The sequence below is a fragment of the Streptomyces sp. NBC_00986 genome, assembly GCF_045162565.1.
Lineage (GTDB): Bacteria > Actinomycetota > Actinomycetes > Streptomycetales > Streptomycetaceae > Streptomyces.
Map to the genome: position 1 here is coordinate 258,976 of NZ_CP108733.1, position 17,444 is coordinate 276,419.

The 17,444-nt window shown below is 66.7% G+C and carries 10 protein-coding genes and 2 pseudogenes; 5 read left to right on the top strand and 7 right to left on the bottom strand.

The features are described 5' to 3' along the window. Positions 1–49: 49 nt before the first annotated feature. Genes OG504_RS01035 through OG504_RS01050 form a run of 4 tightly spaced genes read right to left on the bottom strand, consistent with a single transcriptional unit; the run spans position 50 to position 4,842 of the window. Positions 50–799, bottom strand: a complete 750-nt coding sequence (locus OG504_RS01035) for an SDR family NAD(P)-dependent oxidoreductase (RefSeq protein ID WP_405987922.1) — start codon at positions 797–799, stop codon at positions 50–52. A gap of 37 nt (positions 800–836) precedes the next feature. Then, positions 837–1,976 (bottom strand): ABC transporter ATP-binding protein, encoded by a 1,140-nt coding sequence (locus tag OG504_RS01040; protein ID WP_405987923.1) that lies wholly within the window; start codon positions 1,974–1,976, stop codon positions 837–839. Beyond that, positions 1,973–3,715, bottom strand: coding sequence for an ABC transporter permease (locus OG504_RS01045; RefSeq protein WP_405987924.1), 1,743 nt, complete (start codon positions 3,713–3,715; stop codon positions 1,973–1,975). The genes OG504_RS01040 and OG504_RS01045 overlap by 4 nt, the downstream gene beginning before the upstream one ends. Then, the gene (locus tag OG504_RS01050) at positions 3,712–4,842 is read right to left on the bottom strand and encodes an ABC transporter substrate-binding protein (protein ID WP_405987925.1); all 1,131 of its coding nucleotides are present in this window, start codon (positions 4,840–4,842) and stop codon (positions 3,712–3,714) included. Before OG504_RS01050 ends, OG504_RS01045 begins: the two co-directional genes overlap by 4 nt. A gap of 381 nt (positions 4,843–5,223) precedes the next feature. Between OG504_RS01050 and OG504_RS01055 the strand changes: the two genes are divergently transcribed. The 5 genes and pseudogenes from OG504_RS01055 to OG504_RS01075 all read left to right on the top strand — a co-directional run. Beyond that, positions 5,224–6,618 carry a CapA family protein gene (locus tag OG504_RS01055; protein ID WP_405987926.1) on the top strand — a complete coding sequence of 465 codons (1,395 nt, stop codon included), beginning with the start codon at positions 5,224–5,226 and terminating at the stop codon, positions 6,616–6,618. A gap of 105 nt (positions 6,619–6,723) precedes the next feature. Continuing rightward, the gene (locus tag OG504_RS01060) at positions 6,724–7,761 is read left to right on the top strand and encodes a LysR family transcriptional regulator (RefSeq protein ID WP_405987927.1); all 1,038 of its coding nucleotides are present in this window, start codon (positions 6,724–6,726) and stop codon (positions 7,759–7,761) included. Between the two features lie 550 nt (positions 7,762–8,311). Then, positions 8,312–8,452: a hypothetical protein gene (locus OG504_RS01065; protein ID WP_405987928.1), complete on the top strand. Its 141-nt coding sequence runs from the start codon at positions 8,312–8,314 to the stop codon at positions 8,450–8,452. Positions 8,453–8,891: 439 nt separating this feature from the next. Next, positions 8,892–13,400: an RHS repeat-associated core domain-containing protein gene (locus OG504_RS01070; protein WP_405987929.1), complete on the top strand. Its 4,509-nt coding sequence runs from the start codon at positions 8,892–8,894 to the stop codon at positions 13,398–13,400. Positions 13,401–13,927: 527 nt separating this feature from the next. Continuing rightward, positions 13,928–14,374: pseudogene (locus OG504_RS01075) on the top strand (IS30 family transposase); the annotation flags it as partial. A gap of 53 nt (positions 14,375–14,427) precedes the next feature. Here the strand turns inward: OG504_RS01075 and OG504_RS01080 are convergent. From OG504_RS01080 to OG504_RS01090, 3 genes and pseudogenes are all read right to left on the bottom strand, one after another. After that, positions 14,428–14,882: pseudogene (locus OG504_RS01080) on the bottom strand (transposase); the annotation flags it as partial. Between the two features lie 333 nt (positions 14,883–15,215). Next, positions 15,216–15,884, bottom strand: a complete 669-nt coding sequence (locus tag OG504_RS01085) for a DUF6461 domain-containing protein (RefSeq protein ID WP_405987930.1) — start codon at positions 15,882–15,884, stop codon at positions 15,216–15,218. Between the two features lie 75 nt (positions 15,885–15,959). Beyond that, entirely contained in the window at positions 15,960–16,988 is a 1,029-nt protein-coding gene (locus tag OG504_RS01090; protein WP_405987931.1) for a hypothetical protein, read from the bottom strand. Between the last annotated feature and the right edge of the window lie 456 nt (positions 16,989–17,444).

Sequence of the window (17,444 nt, forward strand, 5' to 3'; positions counted from 1 at the left end):
GGTGTGCACCTTCTTTTTCTTGGCCGGGGATACGGGCGGTCGGGCCGGGTCAGAACTGGTAGCGACGCAGGCCGCCGTCGCAGGCGATCAACGTGCCGGTGATGTACGACGCGAGCGGCGAGCAGAGGAAGACGGCCAGCGCCGCGAGCTCCTCCGGCCTGCCGTAGCGGCCGACGGGGATCTCCCGCGCGTGCTGGGCGCGTTCCTCGGCGCTGTAGTTACGGGACATCTGCTCAGTGAGGATGCGGCCCGGCGCGATGCAGTTCACGGTGACCCCGTGGGGGGCTACGTCGCGGGAGAGCCCCTTCGACCAGGCGTGGATCGCGGCCTTCGCGGAGAACTCGGGACTCATCCGGGTTGGCTCGGACTTGCCGGTGATGTTCACGACGCGCCCCCAGCCCTGCGCGACCATGGCCGGCACCAGTTGTGCGGTGAGCCGGCGCTGCTGGGTGAAGTTGAGCCGCATGGCGATGTCCCAGTGCTCCTCGGCGGCGTGTGTGCCGCTCGGTGCGTGGCCGCCGGCACTGTTCACGAGTACGTCGACCCTCCCCAGGCCGTGTTGGGCCTGTTCGGCGATGCGCTCGGCGGCGTCGTCCTCCAGGACGTCCTGGGTGATGATCACCGGTCGGTCGCCGCTGAGCGGCGCCAGTCCGTCGGCGAGGAAATCGAGTGACTCGCGGCGCCGGGCGACGAGCGCGAGCCGCACGCCCTCGCCGGCGAGGAGTGTGGCGATCGCGCGGCCGATTCCGGCGCTCGCGCCCGTGACGATCGCGGTCTTTCCCTTGAGCTGGTGGTCCATGTCGTCCTTCTGTTCTCGGCCCTGGTAGGGGACGGTGTCAGCCGACCGGCTGCCAGCTGGGAGCGGACGCAGCGCGCTCTTTGCGCAGAGAGACGTTGACCATGTCGCCCGGCTCGATGCCGGCGGCACGGCCGTCCAGGTCGATCTTGAAGTCGCTGCCGCCCGCTGTGCAGGTCACCTCGGTGCGGTTGCCGAGGAATTCCACGATCTTGACGGTCGCGGGGAACTCGTCGGTGCCGGGCAGCCCGGCCGGAGCCAGGGTCAGCGCCTCCGGCCGGAGCAGGACCTCGATCTCCGCCCCGGCCACCACGTCGTGCACACCCGCCGCGATGGGGATCGTGGGTGCTCCCTCGACGCCGGTGAGCTGGGCGGCAGCAGAAGCGCCGGCTTCGGTCACGACGGCTCGCAACACGTTCACGGGGCCGAGCGCTTCGGCGACGAAGCGGTTGACCGGTGCGTCGTAGAGAGTGCCGGGGGGACCCACCTGCTGTACGACTCCTTCTCGCAGCACGATCACCCGGTCCGACAGGGCGAGCGCCTCGGTACGGTCGTGGGTGACGTACAGGGTCGTCAGGCCGAGGCCGCGCTGCAGCGTGTGGATCTCGGTGCGCATCCGGCCGCGCAGTTCGGAGTCCAGGTTGCTCAGCGGCTCGTCGAGCAGGAGCAGACGCGGGCGCGTGGCCAGGCCGCGGGCGAGCACGACGCGCTGCTGCTGGCCGCCGCTGAGCTGGCTGGCCGAGCGTTTGCCGTAGCCGCCGAGTCCGACGAGGTCCAGGACTTCCTCGACGCGGGGGCCAATCTCCGCCTTGTTCACCTTCTGCGCCTTCAGACCGTAGGCGATGTTCTGCGAGACCGTCATGTGGGGCCACAGGGCGTACGACTGGAACACCATGTTGAGGGAGCGGTGCTCGGGCCGTACGTGGGTGCGCTCGTCGGCCACGAGACGGTTGTCGATCGAGATCGAGCCGCCGGTGGCCCGGTGCAGGCCCGCGACGCAGCGCAGTGTCGTGGTCTTGCCGCAGCCGCTGGGGCCGAGCAGGGTCACGAACTCGCCCTCCTCGATCTGGAAGGAGACCCCGTTGACCACACGGTTGGTGCCGTGTTCGGCGATGAGCCCGTTGACGTCGAGGATCACCGGACGCGTCGGGGTGGCCGGCTCCAGGAGCTGAGGCTTCATGAGTCCTTTTTCCTGTCGGGATTGAGGACGAGCCGCAGGAGGCCCATTCCGACGAACATGACGACGACTTGCAGAACGCCGACGGAGGCTGCCTTGGTCAGCGCGCTCTCGGAGTAGTTCCAGGCGACGACCGAGAGCACGGTGGAGTCGGGTGAGTACAGGACCACGGGGACGTTGAGCTCACGCAGGGCCAGTACGAAGATCAGGGTGAACGCCGAGAAGACCGACGGCCGGATCAGCGGCAGCAGCACCGACCACACCGTCCTCAGACGTGAGGCGCCGCACACGAGCGATGCCTCCTCCAGCGTCGGGTCGATCTGATGGAACCCGTTGGAGATGAGCCGCACCGCGTGGGTCACCGAGATCGAGACAAGCCCGATGCCGATAACCGGCAGCGTCAGATAGAGGGGTGTCCGGATGAACAGCAGCAGGATGCCCATGCCCATGACGAGGCCGGGAAGCGCGAGTGGAGCCGTGGCGATGTACACCATCGCGCCGCTGGTCGGCATGCGCAGCCGGTCGGAGAGATAGACGATCGCGAGGCCGATCACGATGCAGATGATCGGCACCACTACCGCCAGCATCACCGAGTGGATCGTCGCCGTACGGACCTCGGTCGTGTCGATGGTGTTCCACAGGTTGGCGAACGAGAGGTGCATGTCCCCGATCGACGGCGCGAGGTACTTCGAGAGCGACATGAGCACCAGGGCCGCGAACGGCACCACGAAGGCCACCAGGCCGTAGCCGATGGTCAGGACCCACACGGCGGCGGCCGTTTTGCGGTTGACGCTGATCCGGCTGTTCCGGTGTCCGCGGCCGCTGACAGACACGTACCGGGCACTGCTGCGAATGGTTCGCTGGTATAGGTACAGGCCGACGAGACAGGTAATCAGCAGTTCAGCGCTGATCGCGGCGCCGAGGGGGATGTTCTGCACGTCGCCATAGAGAGCCTTGTAGACGTCGACGGACAACGGCTGGAAGGCCCCGCCCTGCCCGAGGATGCTCGGTACGGTGAACTCGCCCATCGAGAGGATCGCGACGAAGAGCGCGGAGGACAAGATCGAGGGGCGGAGGATCGGGATCGAGATGCGCAGGGTCGTGGAGAAGATGTTCCGGCCGTTGACCAGCGACGCCTCCTCCAAGGTGGGGTCCAGTCCGCGCATCGCCGCCGAGATGAACAGGTACGAGTAGGGCACGTAGTGCGTGACGAGCACGAAGACCATGCCACCGGCGGTGAGGATGTTCAGCTGGAGCCAGCCCGGGATGTGGGCGTCGTGCAGGTAGCGGTTGATGACGCCGGTCTGCGGGGTCGCGAGCCAGATCCATGCCACCGCGGTGACGAAGGGGGCGACGAACAGCGACCCGAGGCACAGCACTTCACGCAGGCGGCTCCCCCGCATCTGCAGCCTTGTCGTGGACCAGGCGAGCGCGGTGCCGATCACTGTCGTCAACGCCGCGACCACGAGCGCGAACACGATCGTCTCGCCGAGCAGTTTCAGCATGTGCGCGGTGGCGAAGACCTCGTGGACCGCTGAGAAGTCGAATCCCGACCCGAGGTCCGTGGGCTCGGAGAGCACCGAGGCCACCAGGACGTAGACGACCGGGGCCAGGATGAGTACCGCGAGCACGGCCCATGTCACCGGAAGGAGGGCGAGGCCGGCCCGCCGGTTGCTCGCCGGAGGCGCGTGGTCGTCCTGCGTCGACGTGGTCGGGCCGGCGAAGTCCGTCACGGAGGTCATGACCGCACCCCGAAGACAGAGTTCCACTTGGCGAGGAACTTCTGCAGGTTGTCGCCCTGGAGCCGCGGGTCGGTGCGCCAGTCGACCCAGGGCTGGGCCACCGGCTTGTACCAGGAGAACTTGTCGGCATAGCTGGTGTTGTCCGTCCAGCCCTTGGCCGAGGACTCGCCGCCGGCGGACTTCGTCATGGCTTCCTGTCCGGCGAGTGTCGCCGTCCATTCGCTCCACAGCCGGGCGGCGGCGGGATGGGGCGCGGAGCTCGGTATCGCCTGCATGAACTGTGTCGCGTTCATCCGGGGCAGCGACGAGAACTGGACAGGGGCGCCCTGGACCGCTGCGGCACCGAAGATGGACTCCTCACCGAAGTCGGTCGCGTAGTAGGTGCCGGCCGAGATCTGCTGGGAGATGGAGGCGACGCTGTCGGTGATGGCGGGCTTCTGCTGGGCGAGCTTCTTCAGGTACGACCAGCCGTACGTATCGCCGAGGTTGTAGACCAGGTTGGCGTAGTACGCCATCCCGGAGCCGCCGTTGGAAGGGGAGATCAGCACGATCTTGCCCTTGAGCGACGGGTCGAGGAGCCCGTTCCACGGATCGGCGGCGAGCTTCTTCTGAACCGAGGCCGGAGTGACCTTGGTGTTCCAGGCGATGCCGCCGGTGGACTGGAGGAGCGGATACATGTAACCGGCGACGACGCGGTCGCTCGGATAGAGGTCGGCGGCCTGCGGCGTGTACTTGGCGATCCACTTCTTCTGCTCGAAACCCTGCAACTGGGAGAAGTTGCTCGTCTCCAGTAGATCGGCCTTGTTCCGGCCAGCCTGCTGCTGGGTCTGGAACGTCGTGCCGAGCGTCGCACTCGACAGGCGCAGGATCTTGACCTTGACGCCGTACTTCTTGGTGAAAGCGGCCGTCCAGCCCTTCATCTGGTCCGTCTGGAGAGCGGTGTAGATGGTGAGGGTTCCCTCGGACTTGGCGCTCTTGACGAGGGCGGCCAGGTCGGTCGTCGACGTTTGCTTCGCGGCCTTCTCCGACGCCGCGGACAGCCCCGAGCCGCCGCACGCGGCCAGGCCCGTGGTGCAGACCAGCACCGTGACGGTCGCGAGGACGCCTCTTCTGCAGAATGTGGTCACGAGCGCTACTTCCCATCCGGCAAGGTTTCGGGATTGTTCTCCCCCCGTTACGGCGGAGTACTGCCAGGAACGAAACAGCCGGGTTCGAGGGGAAGTCAACCAAGAAAAGCGAGGGGGGTGAAAAGCCTCGCTGATCACCTCAGGGGCGACGACGCGGCCCGCCTCACCTGCACTCTGCATGCACCGGCGCGAACCGTGCGGAACGCGGCGAGGGCGATCAGCACAGCTTTTCACCCCATTGATAAACGCTGCTTGACGCTCTCGTAGCGCCGGTCATTGACTGATGCGGCCCCCGGCCTCCGAGCCACCCGAACCGGGTCTCGTCATTGACGCCGGGCCGGCACTCCGCACCGACACGTCTCAAGGGCTATGAGGTCTCCTATGTCACGCAGCAACAAGTGGTCCGTCGCGCTCGCAGGGGAATGCATGGTGACCCGCCCCTTCGCCATGCACGACGAGCCCGAATTCCTGGCGGTCGTGGAGAAGCTCCGGTCCAGTGACCTCACCTACGCCCACGTGGAGACCAACTTCGGCCACTTCAACGAGGTCGATGCACCGTCGCGAGGCGACCAGATCGGCAGCTACTTCCTCACCGACCCGCAGGTCGCCCACGACCTGCGATGGGCCGGCGTCGACATCGCGTCACTGGCCAACAACCACAGCTTCGACTTCGGGGCGAAGGGCCTCCTCTCCACCATCAGCCACTGCGACGCCGCCGGAATCGCGCACGCCGGCACCGGCCGGGACCTGGAGGAGGCCCGGGAACCCGCCTACCTGGAGACGCGCAAGGGACGCGTCGCGCTCGTTTCCACGAGCTCGGGCAACAAGTCCCACGAATGGGCAAGTCACCCCAAGGCAAGCCTCCCCGGCCGCCCCGGAGTGAACTCGCTGCGGCCCATCACCCGCTTCGTCATCGACGAGGACGCCGCCGCCAAACTGCGCGACATAGGCGGGAAGCTGGGCATCTTGCGCGAGACCGGGATGAACGTCGAGGGGAGCAGCGGCCTGCTCATGAAGGCCCGGGAGGGGGAGTTCAGCCTGGCCATGCCCAGCGACCAGTCCACGACCGGATCCAACCTCTTCACGGTCTCGGACCACTTCGGCGTCGTCACGAGCGGCGACAAGAGGGACATCGCCGGCAACCTCCGGACCATCGAGGAAGCCAGGATCATGGCCGACCTGGTGCTCGTCGCCCACCACTGCAGCGTCTCCGAAGGCGGCCGCGGCAACAAGCCGCCCGCCTTCATGCGCGACTTCGCCCACGCGGCCATCGACGCCGGAGCGGACATCTTCATCGGCCACGGCTGGCACAAGACCCTCGGCATCGAGATCTACCACGGCAAGCCGATCTTCTACGGCGTCGGCAACTTCTTCGCGCAGTCCGAATTCGTCCGCCGCGTCCCCTTCGATGCCTACGAGTCGTGGAACCACGACACCGACCGACTCCCGACGCTCACCCCGGCGGCGCACCCGCTGCACCCGGGCCTCACCGCGGGCAACGAAACATGGTGGAGCTCGGCGGTGATCAACCTCGTCATGGAGGACGGAGAGGTGCGCGAGATCGAGCTGCACCCGGTGGAGCTCGGCCGTGAGGTCAGCAAGGAGGCCCCGCTACGCCGCCCGGTCGGCGGCAGTGACCGCTCCCTCACCGACGGCCGCCCCCTGTCCGCGACCGGCGCGGATGCCGAAAAAATCCTCCAGCGGTACCAGCGACTGTCCGCCGACTTCGGCACTAACGTGGTCATCGACAACGGCATAGGTCGTATCAAGCTCTGAGGCATGACGGTCGCGGTCTGGTCCGCGTGGTGCCTCGGCGCACGGTGCGAACCAGGCTCGTCCGATCGACGGGGCCCCGTAGGCTTTTCGGGTAGGAGGGCGACGATGACCGAGAACGTGAGTCCCCACCGCCAGCAGTTGCTGCGTGGCCTGTCATTCGATCACTTGTTCGCCGTCCGCACGGTCGCCAGCGCTGGATCCTTCCGCGAGGCGGCCAAGATTCTGTGCCTGACCCAGCCAGCCGTCTCCCAGCGGGTCCATCACATCGAACACATCCTGGGATCACCGATCTTCGACCGGCACTCCGGCATCGGCGTCACCCTCACCGATGTCGGCCACGCCTTCCTGGCCTTCTGCGACCGGGCGATGGGGGTCCTGGACGAACTGCACGCCGACATAACACAGGACGACGGCGGCGACACCGAGACCACACTGAGTATCACGGCCCCATCCGACAGCATCCAGTACTTCATCATCCGGCTCCTGCCCCTGCTCCGCGCGCGATTCCCGCACCGGCAGCTGCGGGTCACCCAGTCGGGATCGCGCAGAGAAAGCCTCGGAATGGTGAAGAGCGGCGCCGCCGACCTCGGGTTCTACCGCGTGCCGGCCGATCCGCAGCTCAGCACGGTCGCCCTCATGGACGAGAAACTGCACCTGGTGGCCGCGCCCGGCCACGAGATCCACCGCATCCCGGTCGAGGAACGGCCCGGCGCACTCGGGGTCTACCCCTTCGCCACCTACATCGCCTCCATGCGGTCACGGCAGCTTTTGGAGCGCTGGGCACTCAAAGCGGGTGCCCGGCTCCGCGTCGACATCGAGTCCCAGAGCCTTGACGTCATGAAGCAGGCGGCCGTCAGCGGCTCCGCCATCACAGTCCTTCCAGGTCCGGCCATCGGCGACGAACTGAAGGACGGACGCCTGGCCGTCGTCGGCATCGACGGGATGCCACTCGTGCGGGCCACCGCCATCGTGGTCCGCCCGGGTGACGAACAACGCGCCGTCATCCGCGAGTTCATCGAACTCCTCGTCCGCGTCGGACGTGCCGCGTCGGATGACGCCACACCGGAGATCCGCTGGAGCCACGACTCAAAGGTCGCCGGAAGCACGACGGCCCCGGCTGTACCTGTGACGGCTGAACCCTGACCCTTGTCGACCACCTCGTCAGCGGGGTGGAGGACCGGGCGGATCTCCAACACGGCAGGCGAGCGATCACACTCCCGGAGTTCTCCACCTCAACGGTCAGCTCCGCCGCTCGGCAGGCCGCGGCCCGGTTCGCGGTGACCGGGGTGCATTTCTCCCGCTCGGGCTGCGCACTTCGGATCGAGGACGCACGGCTGTGGGAGTTCGAAACCTGCCGGCGCCTGCGGACGTTCCACGGGCACCGGCAGGTGGAGGCCGCTGGGATAGACACGGGGACCACCTGACCGGCCGGGTCGAGCGGCAGCCGCCCGGCGCCTTCGGAAGCGAGCAGTGCCTGTGGCGTTCGACTACGAGAGCCAGGGGCCGCACTATGCCGTGCTGACGCCCGTTTGCCGCCCGTCGCACGGCACGACGACAGGCCGCACGCCTCGGAATCCAGCACGTCGAGCACACCAACCCTGAAAAGCCGATCTCGCTCTGGTGTCGCCGTACGTGGAACGCGGCCCTGGCAAGACTTCCGTAGCCGGAGATCACCACGGGGACGCGGTGCCGCATGGGGCCGGCCGCCGCACCAGCCCTCCCCCGCATCCAGAAGGAAACCGCACTGGCCCGCCGCAGCGGCCGCTTCAAAAGCATCGCCAACAACGAGGAACTGCAACGCACCTGCCACGCCATTCTGACGCGCCTCACCTGACCCCGACAGATGAACCCACTCTTCCCGTCATGCAGCCCAACCCACCCGGTCTCCGGCAGCAGCCCAGCTTCCGGGAACCATCACCGCAAGCGCGGGGCCGTGTGCGGAATCGGCCAGGTGGCCGATTTTCTGTGATCACATTGCAGCAACGGTGAGGCAAAGCCTCCATTTGCAGCGGCCACTTACCCGGTAGCCACCTGCGCATACGCGGAGGTTGCACATCCGTAGTCGAACCAATCCGCATTCCCCGGAGTTGCTGGTCCAGTCCTGTCTCTCACATCACACGCATGCCCTCCTGTGCTCCTTCACAACTCCTGTGACGGTTTGCGTGGCCTCTGCACGCAGAGCTGCGGGGGATGACTGTGGGTGATGAGGGGGCGGGATGTCTGACAAACGTGGAGCGAGACGCCGACGGGGGTTACTGCCGCAGGTGGCCGTGGTGACAGCGACGGCGGTCGCGGTTGCGCTGCTGCCGCTAGCGGCGGCAGCCGAGGCAGATGACGGGCCGAAGGCCCCTGCGGTGCCGGCGGGGGTGACCGAGGCCCCGGACTCCCAGGAAGCGTCTCTGAGCGCAGAGGAAACCGCGTCGGCGAAGGCCCGGGAGAGCGGTAAGGCGGTGGAGGTGGCGTCGGAGACGACGGCGACGTCGCTGACGAGTGCGAAGCCGGACGGGTCGTTCACCAAGTCGGTGTCGCCGCTGCCGGTGCGGGTGAAGCAGCCGGACGGTTCCTGGGCGGGCGTGGACGCCAACCTGGAGAAGACGGACGGCGGTTGGGCGCCGAAGGTGAGTGCCTCCGCACTGAAGTTCTCAGACGGCGGCTCCGATCCGCTGGTGACGCTGGGGTCGGGCGACACGTCGCTGGCGCTGTCCTGGCCGGCCGATCTGCCGCAGCCCACGGTGTCGGGGGCAACGGCCACCTATGCGAACGTGTTACCGGACGTGGATCTGCAGCTCACCGCGAACGGGCAGGGCGGCTTCGCCGAGGTCCTGGTCGTGAAAACGGCGCAGGCCGCCACCAGCCCTGACCTGGCCAAGCTGACCCTCGCCACCAGGACCGAGGGCGTGAAGCTGAGCGCCGACGACGCCGGAAACCTCTCCGCGACCGACTCGTCCGGTTCCCTCGCCTTCCACGCCCCGGCCCCGGTGATGTGGGACAGCACCAGCACCACAAGTGCCGCCGCGCGCGCCAAGAAGAGCACCGGATCAGCCAGTTCCACCGAGGCCGCGTCCGGCGACGGCACGGTCGATCCCCAGCCGGGCGCGGTCACCGCGGCGGTGGACACCAGTGTCGGCGCGGACGGTTCGATCAGCCTGACCCCGGACGCCGGCATGCTGTCCTCGCCCTCCACACACTTCCCGGTGTACGTGGACCCCTCCTGGCAGCCGGTGACGGAATCGAATCCGTCGTTCACCTACGTCCAGCAGGCGTATCCGAACACCTCACACTGGAACGAGTCCGGTGCCCGCCTGGGCATCGGTTACCAGGGCTGGTCCTCGCCCTACGGGATCGAGCGGGCCTACTACCAGTTCGACGTCTCCGGCGTGACCGGCGCGGACATCAACAGCGCCACCCTGCACGCCCAGCAGGTCTACTCCTCCAACCTGGCCTGCACCGCCTATCAGGTAGACGAGGTCAACGTCGACCACATCTCCTCCTCGACCACCTGGAACAGCCCGCCCGCAGAGTTCGGGCAGACCTCCCACGCCGCCGTGGGCGGCACCGGCGGATCCGGCTGCGCCGACCCGGTCGACTTCGACCTCGACGTCACCCAGGCCGTCGCCAACGACGGTGACGGCACCGTCACCTTCCAGCTCAAGACGGACGACGAAGCCGACAAGCTGAAGTTCAAGCGGTTGTCCACCAACCCGACCGTGGACATCAACTACGCCCCCGTACCCCACGATCAGGGCCACATCCCCTGGCAGCAGTACGGCTCCGTACGCCTGGACGACTCCCTGGTGGCCAGCCCGGACTACTCCACCGGCGACCTCGTCCTGGACGCCACCGACCTGGACCTGAACGCGGTCGGCCAGAGCCTGCAACTGACCCGCTCCGCCTCCTCCTTCCCCATGCCCACCGGCTCCGTGCCGAACGGCTGGTACGCCGACTACGACCGCACCCTCGACCTCGCCGGCTCCCAGCGGATAACCGCCTACGGCACCAGCGGCGAGGACATGGTCTTCACCCAGAACAGCGACGGCACCTACGCCAACGCGAAGGGCTACCACGCCAAACTGGTCAAGAACAGCGACGGCACCTACACCCTGACGCACACCCAGTCCGGGTCGAAGGACACCTACAACGCGTCCGGGAACCTCACCGCCGTCACCGACCGCAACAGTGACAAGATCACCGTCGCGCAGACCGTGACGTCCGGCCTGGTCACAGGCTTCAAGGCAACCGACGGCCGTTCGGGCCGGTGGATCTCCCTGACCCGCGGCGCCGACGCCCAGCACCAGACGGCAACCGACAACTCCGGCCGCGCCCTCACCTACGTCACGTCCGGCACCGTCTCCGCCGGCACCGCCAAACTGACCGTCACCGACGTCGACGGCGGCACCACCGCCTACGCCTACGACACCTCCGGCCGGATCAGCCAGGTCACGACACCCGAGGGCCGGGTGACGAAGTTCGGCTACGACACCCAGAGCCGCATCACCTCCCTCGCCCGCGTCGCCCCCACCGGCACGGACACCTGGACGTTCGCGTACTCGGCGAGCAAACGCGCCACCGCCGGTACCACCACGGTCACCGACCCCAACAACCACAAGACCGTCTACACCGCCGACGGCGACGGCCAGATCACCAAGGTCCTCGACCCGCTCAACCACACCCGGTCCTCGTCCTACGACGCCAGCCACAACCAGCTGACAGCGGTGAACGCGCTGGGCACCGGCGCAGGGAGCACCAGTTCCTACGGCTGGGACACCAGCGGCAACCTCACCTCCGCCAAGCTGCCCACCGGTGCCACGACCTCGCTGGGCGCCTACAGCACCCACGCCGGAGCCGACCTTCCCTCGTCACTGACGAGCCCGTCGGGCAAGAAGACCTCCTACAGCTACGACACCGCCGGCAACATGCTGTCCTCGCAGGACACCACCACCGGGGTCAGCGACGGAGCGAAACTGTCGTACACCTACCAGGGTGACGACGGCGTCGCGGACTGCGGCGGCTTCGACGGCCAGCGCTGCTCCTCCACCGACGCCGACGGCAACAAGACCACCTACACCTGGGACAGTTCGGGCAACCTCACCAAGACCACCCCGCCCTCCCCGCTCGGTGCCACCACCTACACCTACGACACCCTCGGCCGGCCCAAGACCGTCACCGACGGCCGCGGCGTGATCACCACCTACACCTACGACAACCACGACCGGGTCAAGACGGTGTCCACCTCCGGCAGGAGCGGCAACCTCACCGTCACCTACGTCTACGACCACGACGGCAACCTCCTGACCCAGACCGACGCGTCGGGAACCGTCACCTACACCTACGACGCACTCGGCCGGGAAGCCACCCGCACCCTCGCCGACGGCGCCGCCTACACCCAGGGCTACGACCCGGCCGGGAACCTGCACACCCTCACCGACCCTGCCGGCACGACGACCTACGGCTTCGACGACGCCAACCACCTCACGTCGCTGAAGGACCCCATGGGGGCGACGACCACCTTCACCTACGACAACGACGGCAACCGCACCGCCACCAAGCTCCCCGGCTCCGTCACCCAGACTGTCACCTGGGACAACTCCGACCGCCCCACCGCGGCCAAGACCACCAGCGGCACCTCCACCACCGTGAGCTACACCTACGGCTACACGCTCGCCGGCGCCGACACCGACCAGATCCAGACCCGCACCGACAAGGTCAGCGGCAAGGTCATCACCTACACCTACGACTCCCAGTCCCGCCTGAAGTACGCCGAGGAGGACTCCGGCTCCACCCGGGCCGCGTCCTGGCTGTACTGCTACGACAAGGCCGGCAACCTCACCGCCTACTCCGGCACCGCCGACGCCTGCTCCGACAGCGGGCTGACGACCTACACCTACAACGCCGCCAACCAGATCACCGCCCTCAACGGCGACACCAGCGGCTGGTCCTACGACAAGAACGGCAACGAACTCTCCGCCGCCAGCACCCTCGGCGCCCGCACCGGCGAGACGTACAACGACTTCAACCAGCTCACCGCACTCACCACCGCGGGTACCACCCACCACTACACCTACGCCGGCACCGACAGCAGCCAACGCCTGACCGAGGACACCACCCGCATCGACCAGGGCCCCGAAGGCATCTCCACCACCACAACGGGCACCACCAGCACGGGAATTGTCCGCGATCCGGCGGGCACCCTGATCGGTATGACCACCAACGGGGCCGCCCACTACTACACGACCAACAACCAGGGCGCTCCCTCCACCCTCACAAGCCCCACCGGCACCGTCGAGAACACGTGGGACTACGGCCCCACCGGAAGCGCCCGCCCCACCACCAGCACCACCGTCAGCCAGCCCTTCGGCTACGCCGGCGCCTACCTCGACGCCACCGGCCTCTACAAAATGGGAGCCCGCTCCTACGACCGCACCACCAACCGCTTCACCCAGCCCGACCCCAGCGGCAGGGAAACAAACCCCTACCTCTACACCGCCGGCGACCCCATCAACAGGATCGACCCCACCGGACTCTTCAGCTTCCCTGACGTGTCAGGAGCTCTTGACTGGGCGTCCCTCACAGAAAAGATCATGAGTGGCGACAGCGCAGGAGCCTTTGCTGCAGAGGTCGGAATTCTCGTAGGTATCGGAACCGAGACTGTCTGTGGCGCCGCAGCCGCCGCAGGTGCTGTTCCGTCATTGGGCCTGTCCGTCGGAGCTGGTATCACAGGCTGCACCGTGCTGTCCGTCGGGCTCGGCGGGGCGGCCAGCGCAGCAACCGAAGCCGCACTTTGAGTTCGTGGCGGGGGCTCACTGAGCCCCCGCCCAACGGCTCTGCACAGACTGAAAAAAGGTGGCAGTAAATTGGTCAGGACCCTACTTGCGATCACTGCAGTAGTCGCGGTGTTGCTCCTCATTCTCGGCGTCGCAGCGATTTCTCAAGGGAAACCAGCAGTTGGAGCGATACCGGTGACGTTCGGCCTTGCATTGATCGCCGCTTCCGTCTGGGTAGGACGAAAAGACAAGAGACGTCGAGGTGAATCCTGAATGACCATGAGAGCGGGAAGCATTGTCCCATCGACCGATGCGCCGGTCGGCATCATAGCCGGAGCGTTCATCGTGGCACTGGCCGTGATCTGCATCTACTATTTCGCCCGAAAAAAATAGGGATACTGGCGCGTAGATGTGGCGGCGGCGCCTCCCACCAGAGCGACTACAGGACGAACCGCGCAGGGGGGTGCCCGACCTGCATGCTAACGACGAGGAATGATGATGAGCGCCATATCGCGTGTAGGTACTTTTATGGCCGTGCTCCATCTCGGGGACACTGGGAGGGCGATCTGATCGTCGGCAAAGCACAGTCGTCCGCGATCGGGACCCTTGTCGACCGCGCCGCCCGCTACGTCCGGCTGATCCACTTGCCCGGCGGCTGGAAGGCCCCGCAGGTCCGCGACGCGCTCGTGGAGCAGACCGGCGGCTGGCCCGCGAGCCTGCGGCGCACGCTCACCTGGGACCAGGGCCGCGAGCTCTACTACCACGAGGAAATAGAGGACTTGACCGGGTTCCGGATCTACTTCTGCGACCCGTACTCACCCTGGCAGCGCGGCACCAACGAGAACACGAACGGGTTGCTGCGTGAGTACTTCCCCAAGGGCACCAGCCTCGCCCACTACACCCTTCGCGATCTTGTGCAAGTCGAACGACAACTGAACGAGCGCCCCCGCCGAGTCCTCGCAGACCGCACCCCGGCCGAGGCCATGAGACGCTGATCGAGAGAACTCGCCTACTGCTGATTCGCAACGATCAGTGGAAACCGCCCGCGGTCGAGGGGCCGGTTCTGCCATTCGGCCATGCCCTCCATGACCGTGTCGGTGATGGTGGAGATGGTCTGCTTGGACACCTCGGCGCCGTAGACCTCGGCCAGATGAGCCGAGATCTCGCCGTGCGTGAGCCCCTTCGCCGACAACGACAACACCATCTCGTCGACGCCGGTCAGGCGTCGCTGCCGCTTCTTGACGATCTGCGGCTCGAACGTGCCCGAGGTGCCACGCGGCACCTTGACCTCGACCGGCCCGACGTCGGTCAGCACCGTCTTGGCCCGGCCTCCGTTGCGGGAGTTGCCGCTGCCCCGGCCAGCAGCTTCGTGCTTCTCGTAGCCGAGGCGATCGGTGATCTCACCTTTAGGGCAGACTCCAGGACCCGCTTGGTCAGCTGCTGCAGCAGCCCGCCCTGCCCGGTCAACTGCAGCCCCTCCGACCGGGCCCGCTCCACCAGCATCGCGACCAGCTGCTCGTCGGACACAGGCACAGGCTGCCCAGGCTGGGCACTCTCGACAGGCTCCACGGTCTCCAACTCCACGGCGGTGTCAGTCACTTGACGTCTCTCCCATGATCGTCGGATCCGCCGTTAGATTTACACTCCCGGTCAACCATACGAAGGGCTCACCGCGTCCCGCAGAACAACGTAGGGAGCTTTTTCCAACCTTCCGATGACTCGTGAAGAAGGACGAGGACGGCCTTCACGGCGCCGGTGATTTGGTGGTGCTTCAGCTGACTCGGCGGCTCTGTTCTGACCGGCTGTGGGACATGGCCGGTCCGTCACCGGCGCCCTCTACCGTGTGGGTGGGCGGGAGGTGCCAAGGAGCGGGCCCAGGGGCCTTGGGTTAGGCGCATGGACGAAGGGAAGGGGCGCCGCTGGTGACGGCAGTGGGGGCAGGGTCCAGGGGAGGAAGGTGGTGAGCAGGCGGCCGTGCACGATGTCGGTCGTAAGGTGTCCGCCGATGCGGTCACTGACGGCTTCGAGAGTGTTGAGCTCGTCCGGTCTGTCTGGGTTGTCGGCGCGGTGGCGTTCGGCCGCGTCCCAGAACGGGTGGACGCCGGCGGCTTGAAGAGAGGGCTTGGCTCCTGGTTCGAAGTGCTCGCGTGGTTGCCCGTCTGCCCAGTGGTCCAGGGTGTGCCGCGCGTCGGCTCCGTGATTGAAGGCGACGGTCTGGGTGCTCTGGGAGAGTGCTGCGAGGACTGCGGGCATGATGCCCTGAACACCCAGAGTCTCGCAGCAGAAGGCCCATTCACCGAGGGATCCGACTCTGAGGATGGAGCTGTCAGGGCCCGGCTGGATGAGTTCGTACGCCTGGGCGAAGGTGATGCTGTTGGCGGCCGAGGGGTCGGCGCCGTATCGCCGGAGAAGATCCTCGGGGGTCACGCCGCGGGTGAAGGTGAGGCACATGCCCACGTAGCCGCCACGCAGTATCCAGTCCCAGCTCGGGGACGACTCGGTCATCCGTTCTCCTTCTTCGTTCGCTCCTTACCCGGCTGCCCCTCGGGCTCTGCCCTGAGGGGCAGCCGGGTAAGGGACTCAGCTTGTGATGACGACTACGTACTTCTCATCAGGGATGATGCGCTCGGTCTGGGTGGTAGTGCCCAGCTTGCCGCCGGCCGCCGAGTTCTGAGTGCCTGGCACGTGGCCGCGAACGCACGGTTCGTTGAAGGTGACATCAGGAGCGTTGGTGTCCTGGTAGATGTTCCAGACACCGTTTTGCAGCTGGGGAATGACGTCCGCGCACAGACCGCCGTTGGTGCCTCCCTGGTGGGTCGCGGCGAAGGGGTACTCGTCGCAGCTGTCGTCGGGGACGATGTCCGGAAGCGTCACGAAGGGCCTCGTTGCTCCCGTTTTGCATGTGTTCGTGCGGTTACTTTCCTGTGCGGTCAGGTCGGCGAGCCGCTGAAGCGGGTTGGCCGTGGATCCCCAGTGGTCGATCAGGTAATTCTCGGCCCAGCCGTAGGTGGCGGCAGCGGCGCCGTACGTGGCCTGATCCAGAACGACCTTAGCCCTGACGTCGGAGATGACGCAGCCGGTGCTGGTGTTGTCGGCGAACGTGGTGTCGCAGCGCACTTGGCGGGGATTGCTCCAGGTGGCGTGAATGTTGATGGGGGTGGTTCCGGGCTGATCCACCTGCAGGTCGTATTTGGTCGTGATGTTACTTACCAGACCTGCACCTGGCGTGGAGAGGAAGGTGACGTTGCCGGTTGCCGACTGGCCAAGTGTTACCAGCCGACTGCCGGCCCACGGGTTGGGCACGGTGGCGGTGCACGCGGCGGTGCAACTGGCCGTGAGGGTCAGTCCCAGCTCCTTGACCGTGCCCGTGGCCTCGGAGAGGGTGGCTGTCATCGCTTCCTGCCACTGGCCACTGGAAGCCGACAGGTCGGCGTTGGCGCTGACCAACACGACTCCTGTGCCGACGACTGCGCCTTCCTCGCTCCAACTGGTGAGAGTGGCTTTGAAGCTATTAAGGCAGTAGCTGTGCCGATCGTAGGAATATGAAGCCGGTGTGGTGCTGCACGTCACGGCAGCCGGTTGCGCACTCACCTGCTGACTGCTGCGCACCAGGTTGCCGCTGTCGGACGCGGCCGCCAGCTGGATGCACGTAGTGGCTGCTCCAGCCTTCCGTGCCGCTGAACCTGCGGGCAGTTGTGTGCAATGCCTGGCTGATGATGTCAAGGGGCTTGTCAGGTCTGCGGCTGGCTGCGGCGCGAGATCCCGCGGATCGAAGGAACCGAGCAGTCTTCCGTGGGCAGGCGTGGCGTCTGCGTGGGCTCCTGGCGCGGTCACGAGAGTCATGGTGGCTGCGGCAGCGAGCGATAAGAGGGCGGAGAGTGTGCGAGTTCTGCGGACCTGGATGAAGACCCCTTCAGATGGCATGGCTGTGTCGCTGTCAGCGTCCCGGGATGTGGCGTGATCGTATAAGCGGCCTCGATCAACTCGCCAGGCGCAGCAGACTCGTTGGCTTGATGTCACTCAGGTGATCAGCTGTTCAAAGAGAGTTGGCCGAGATGAGTGCAT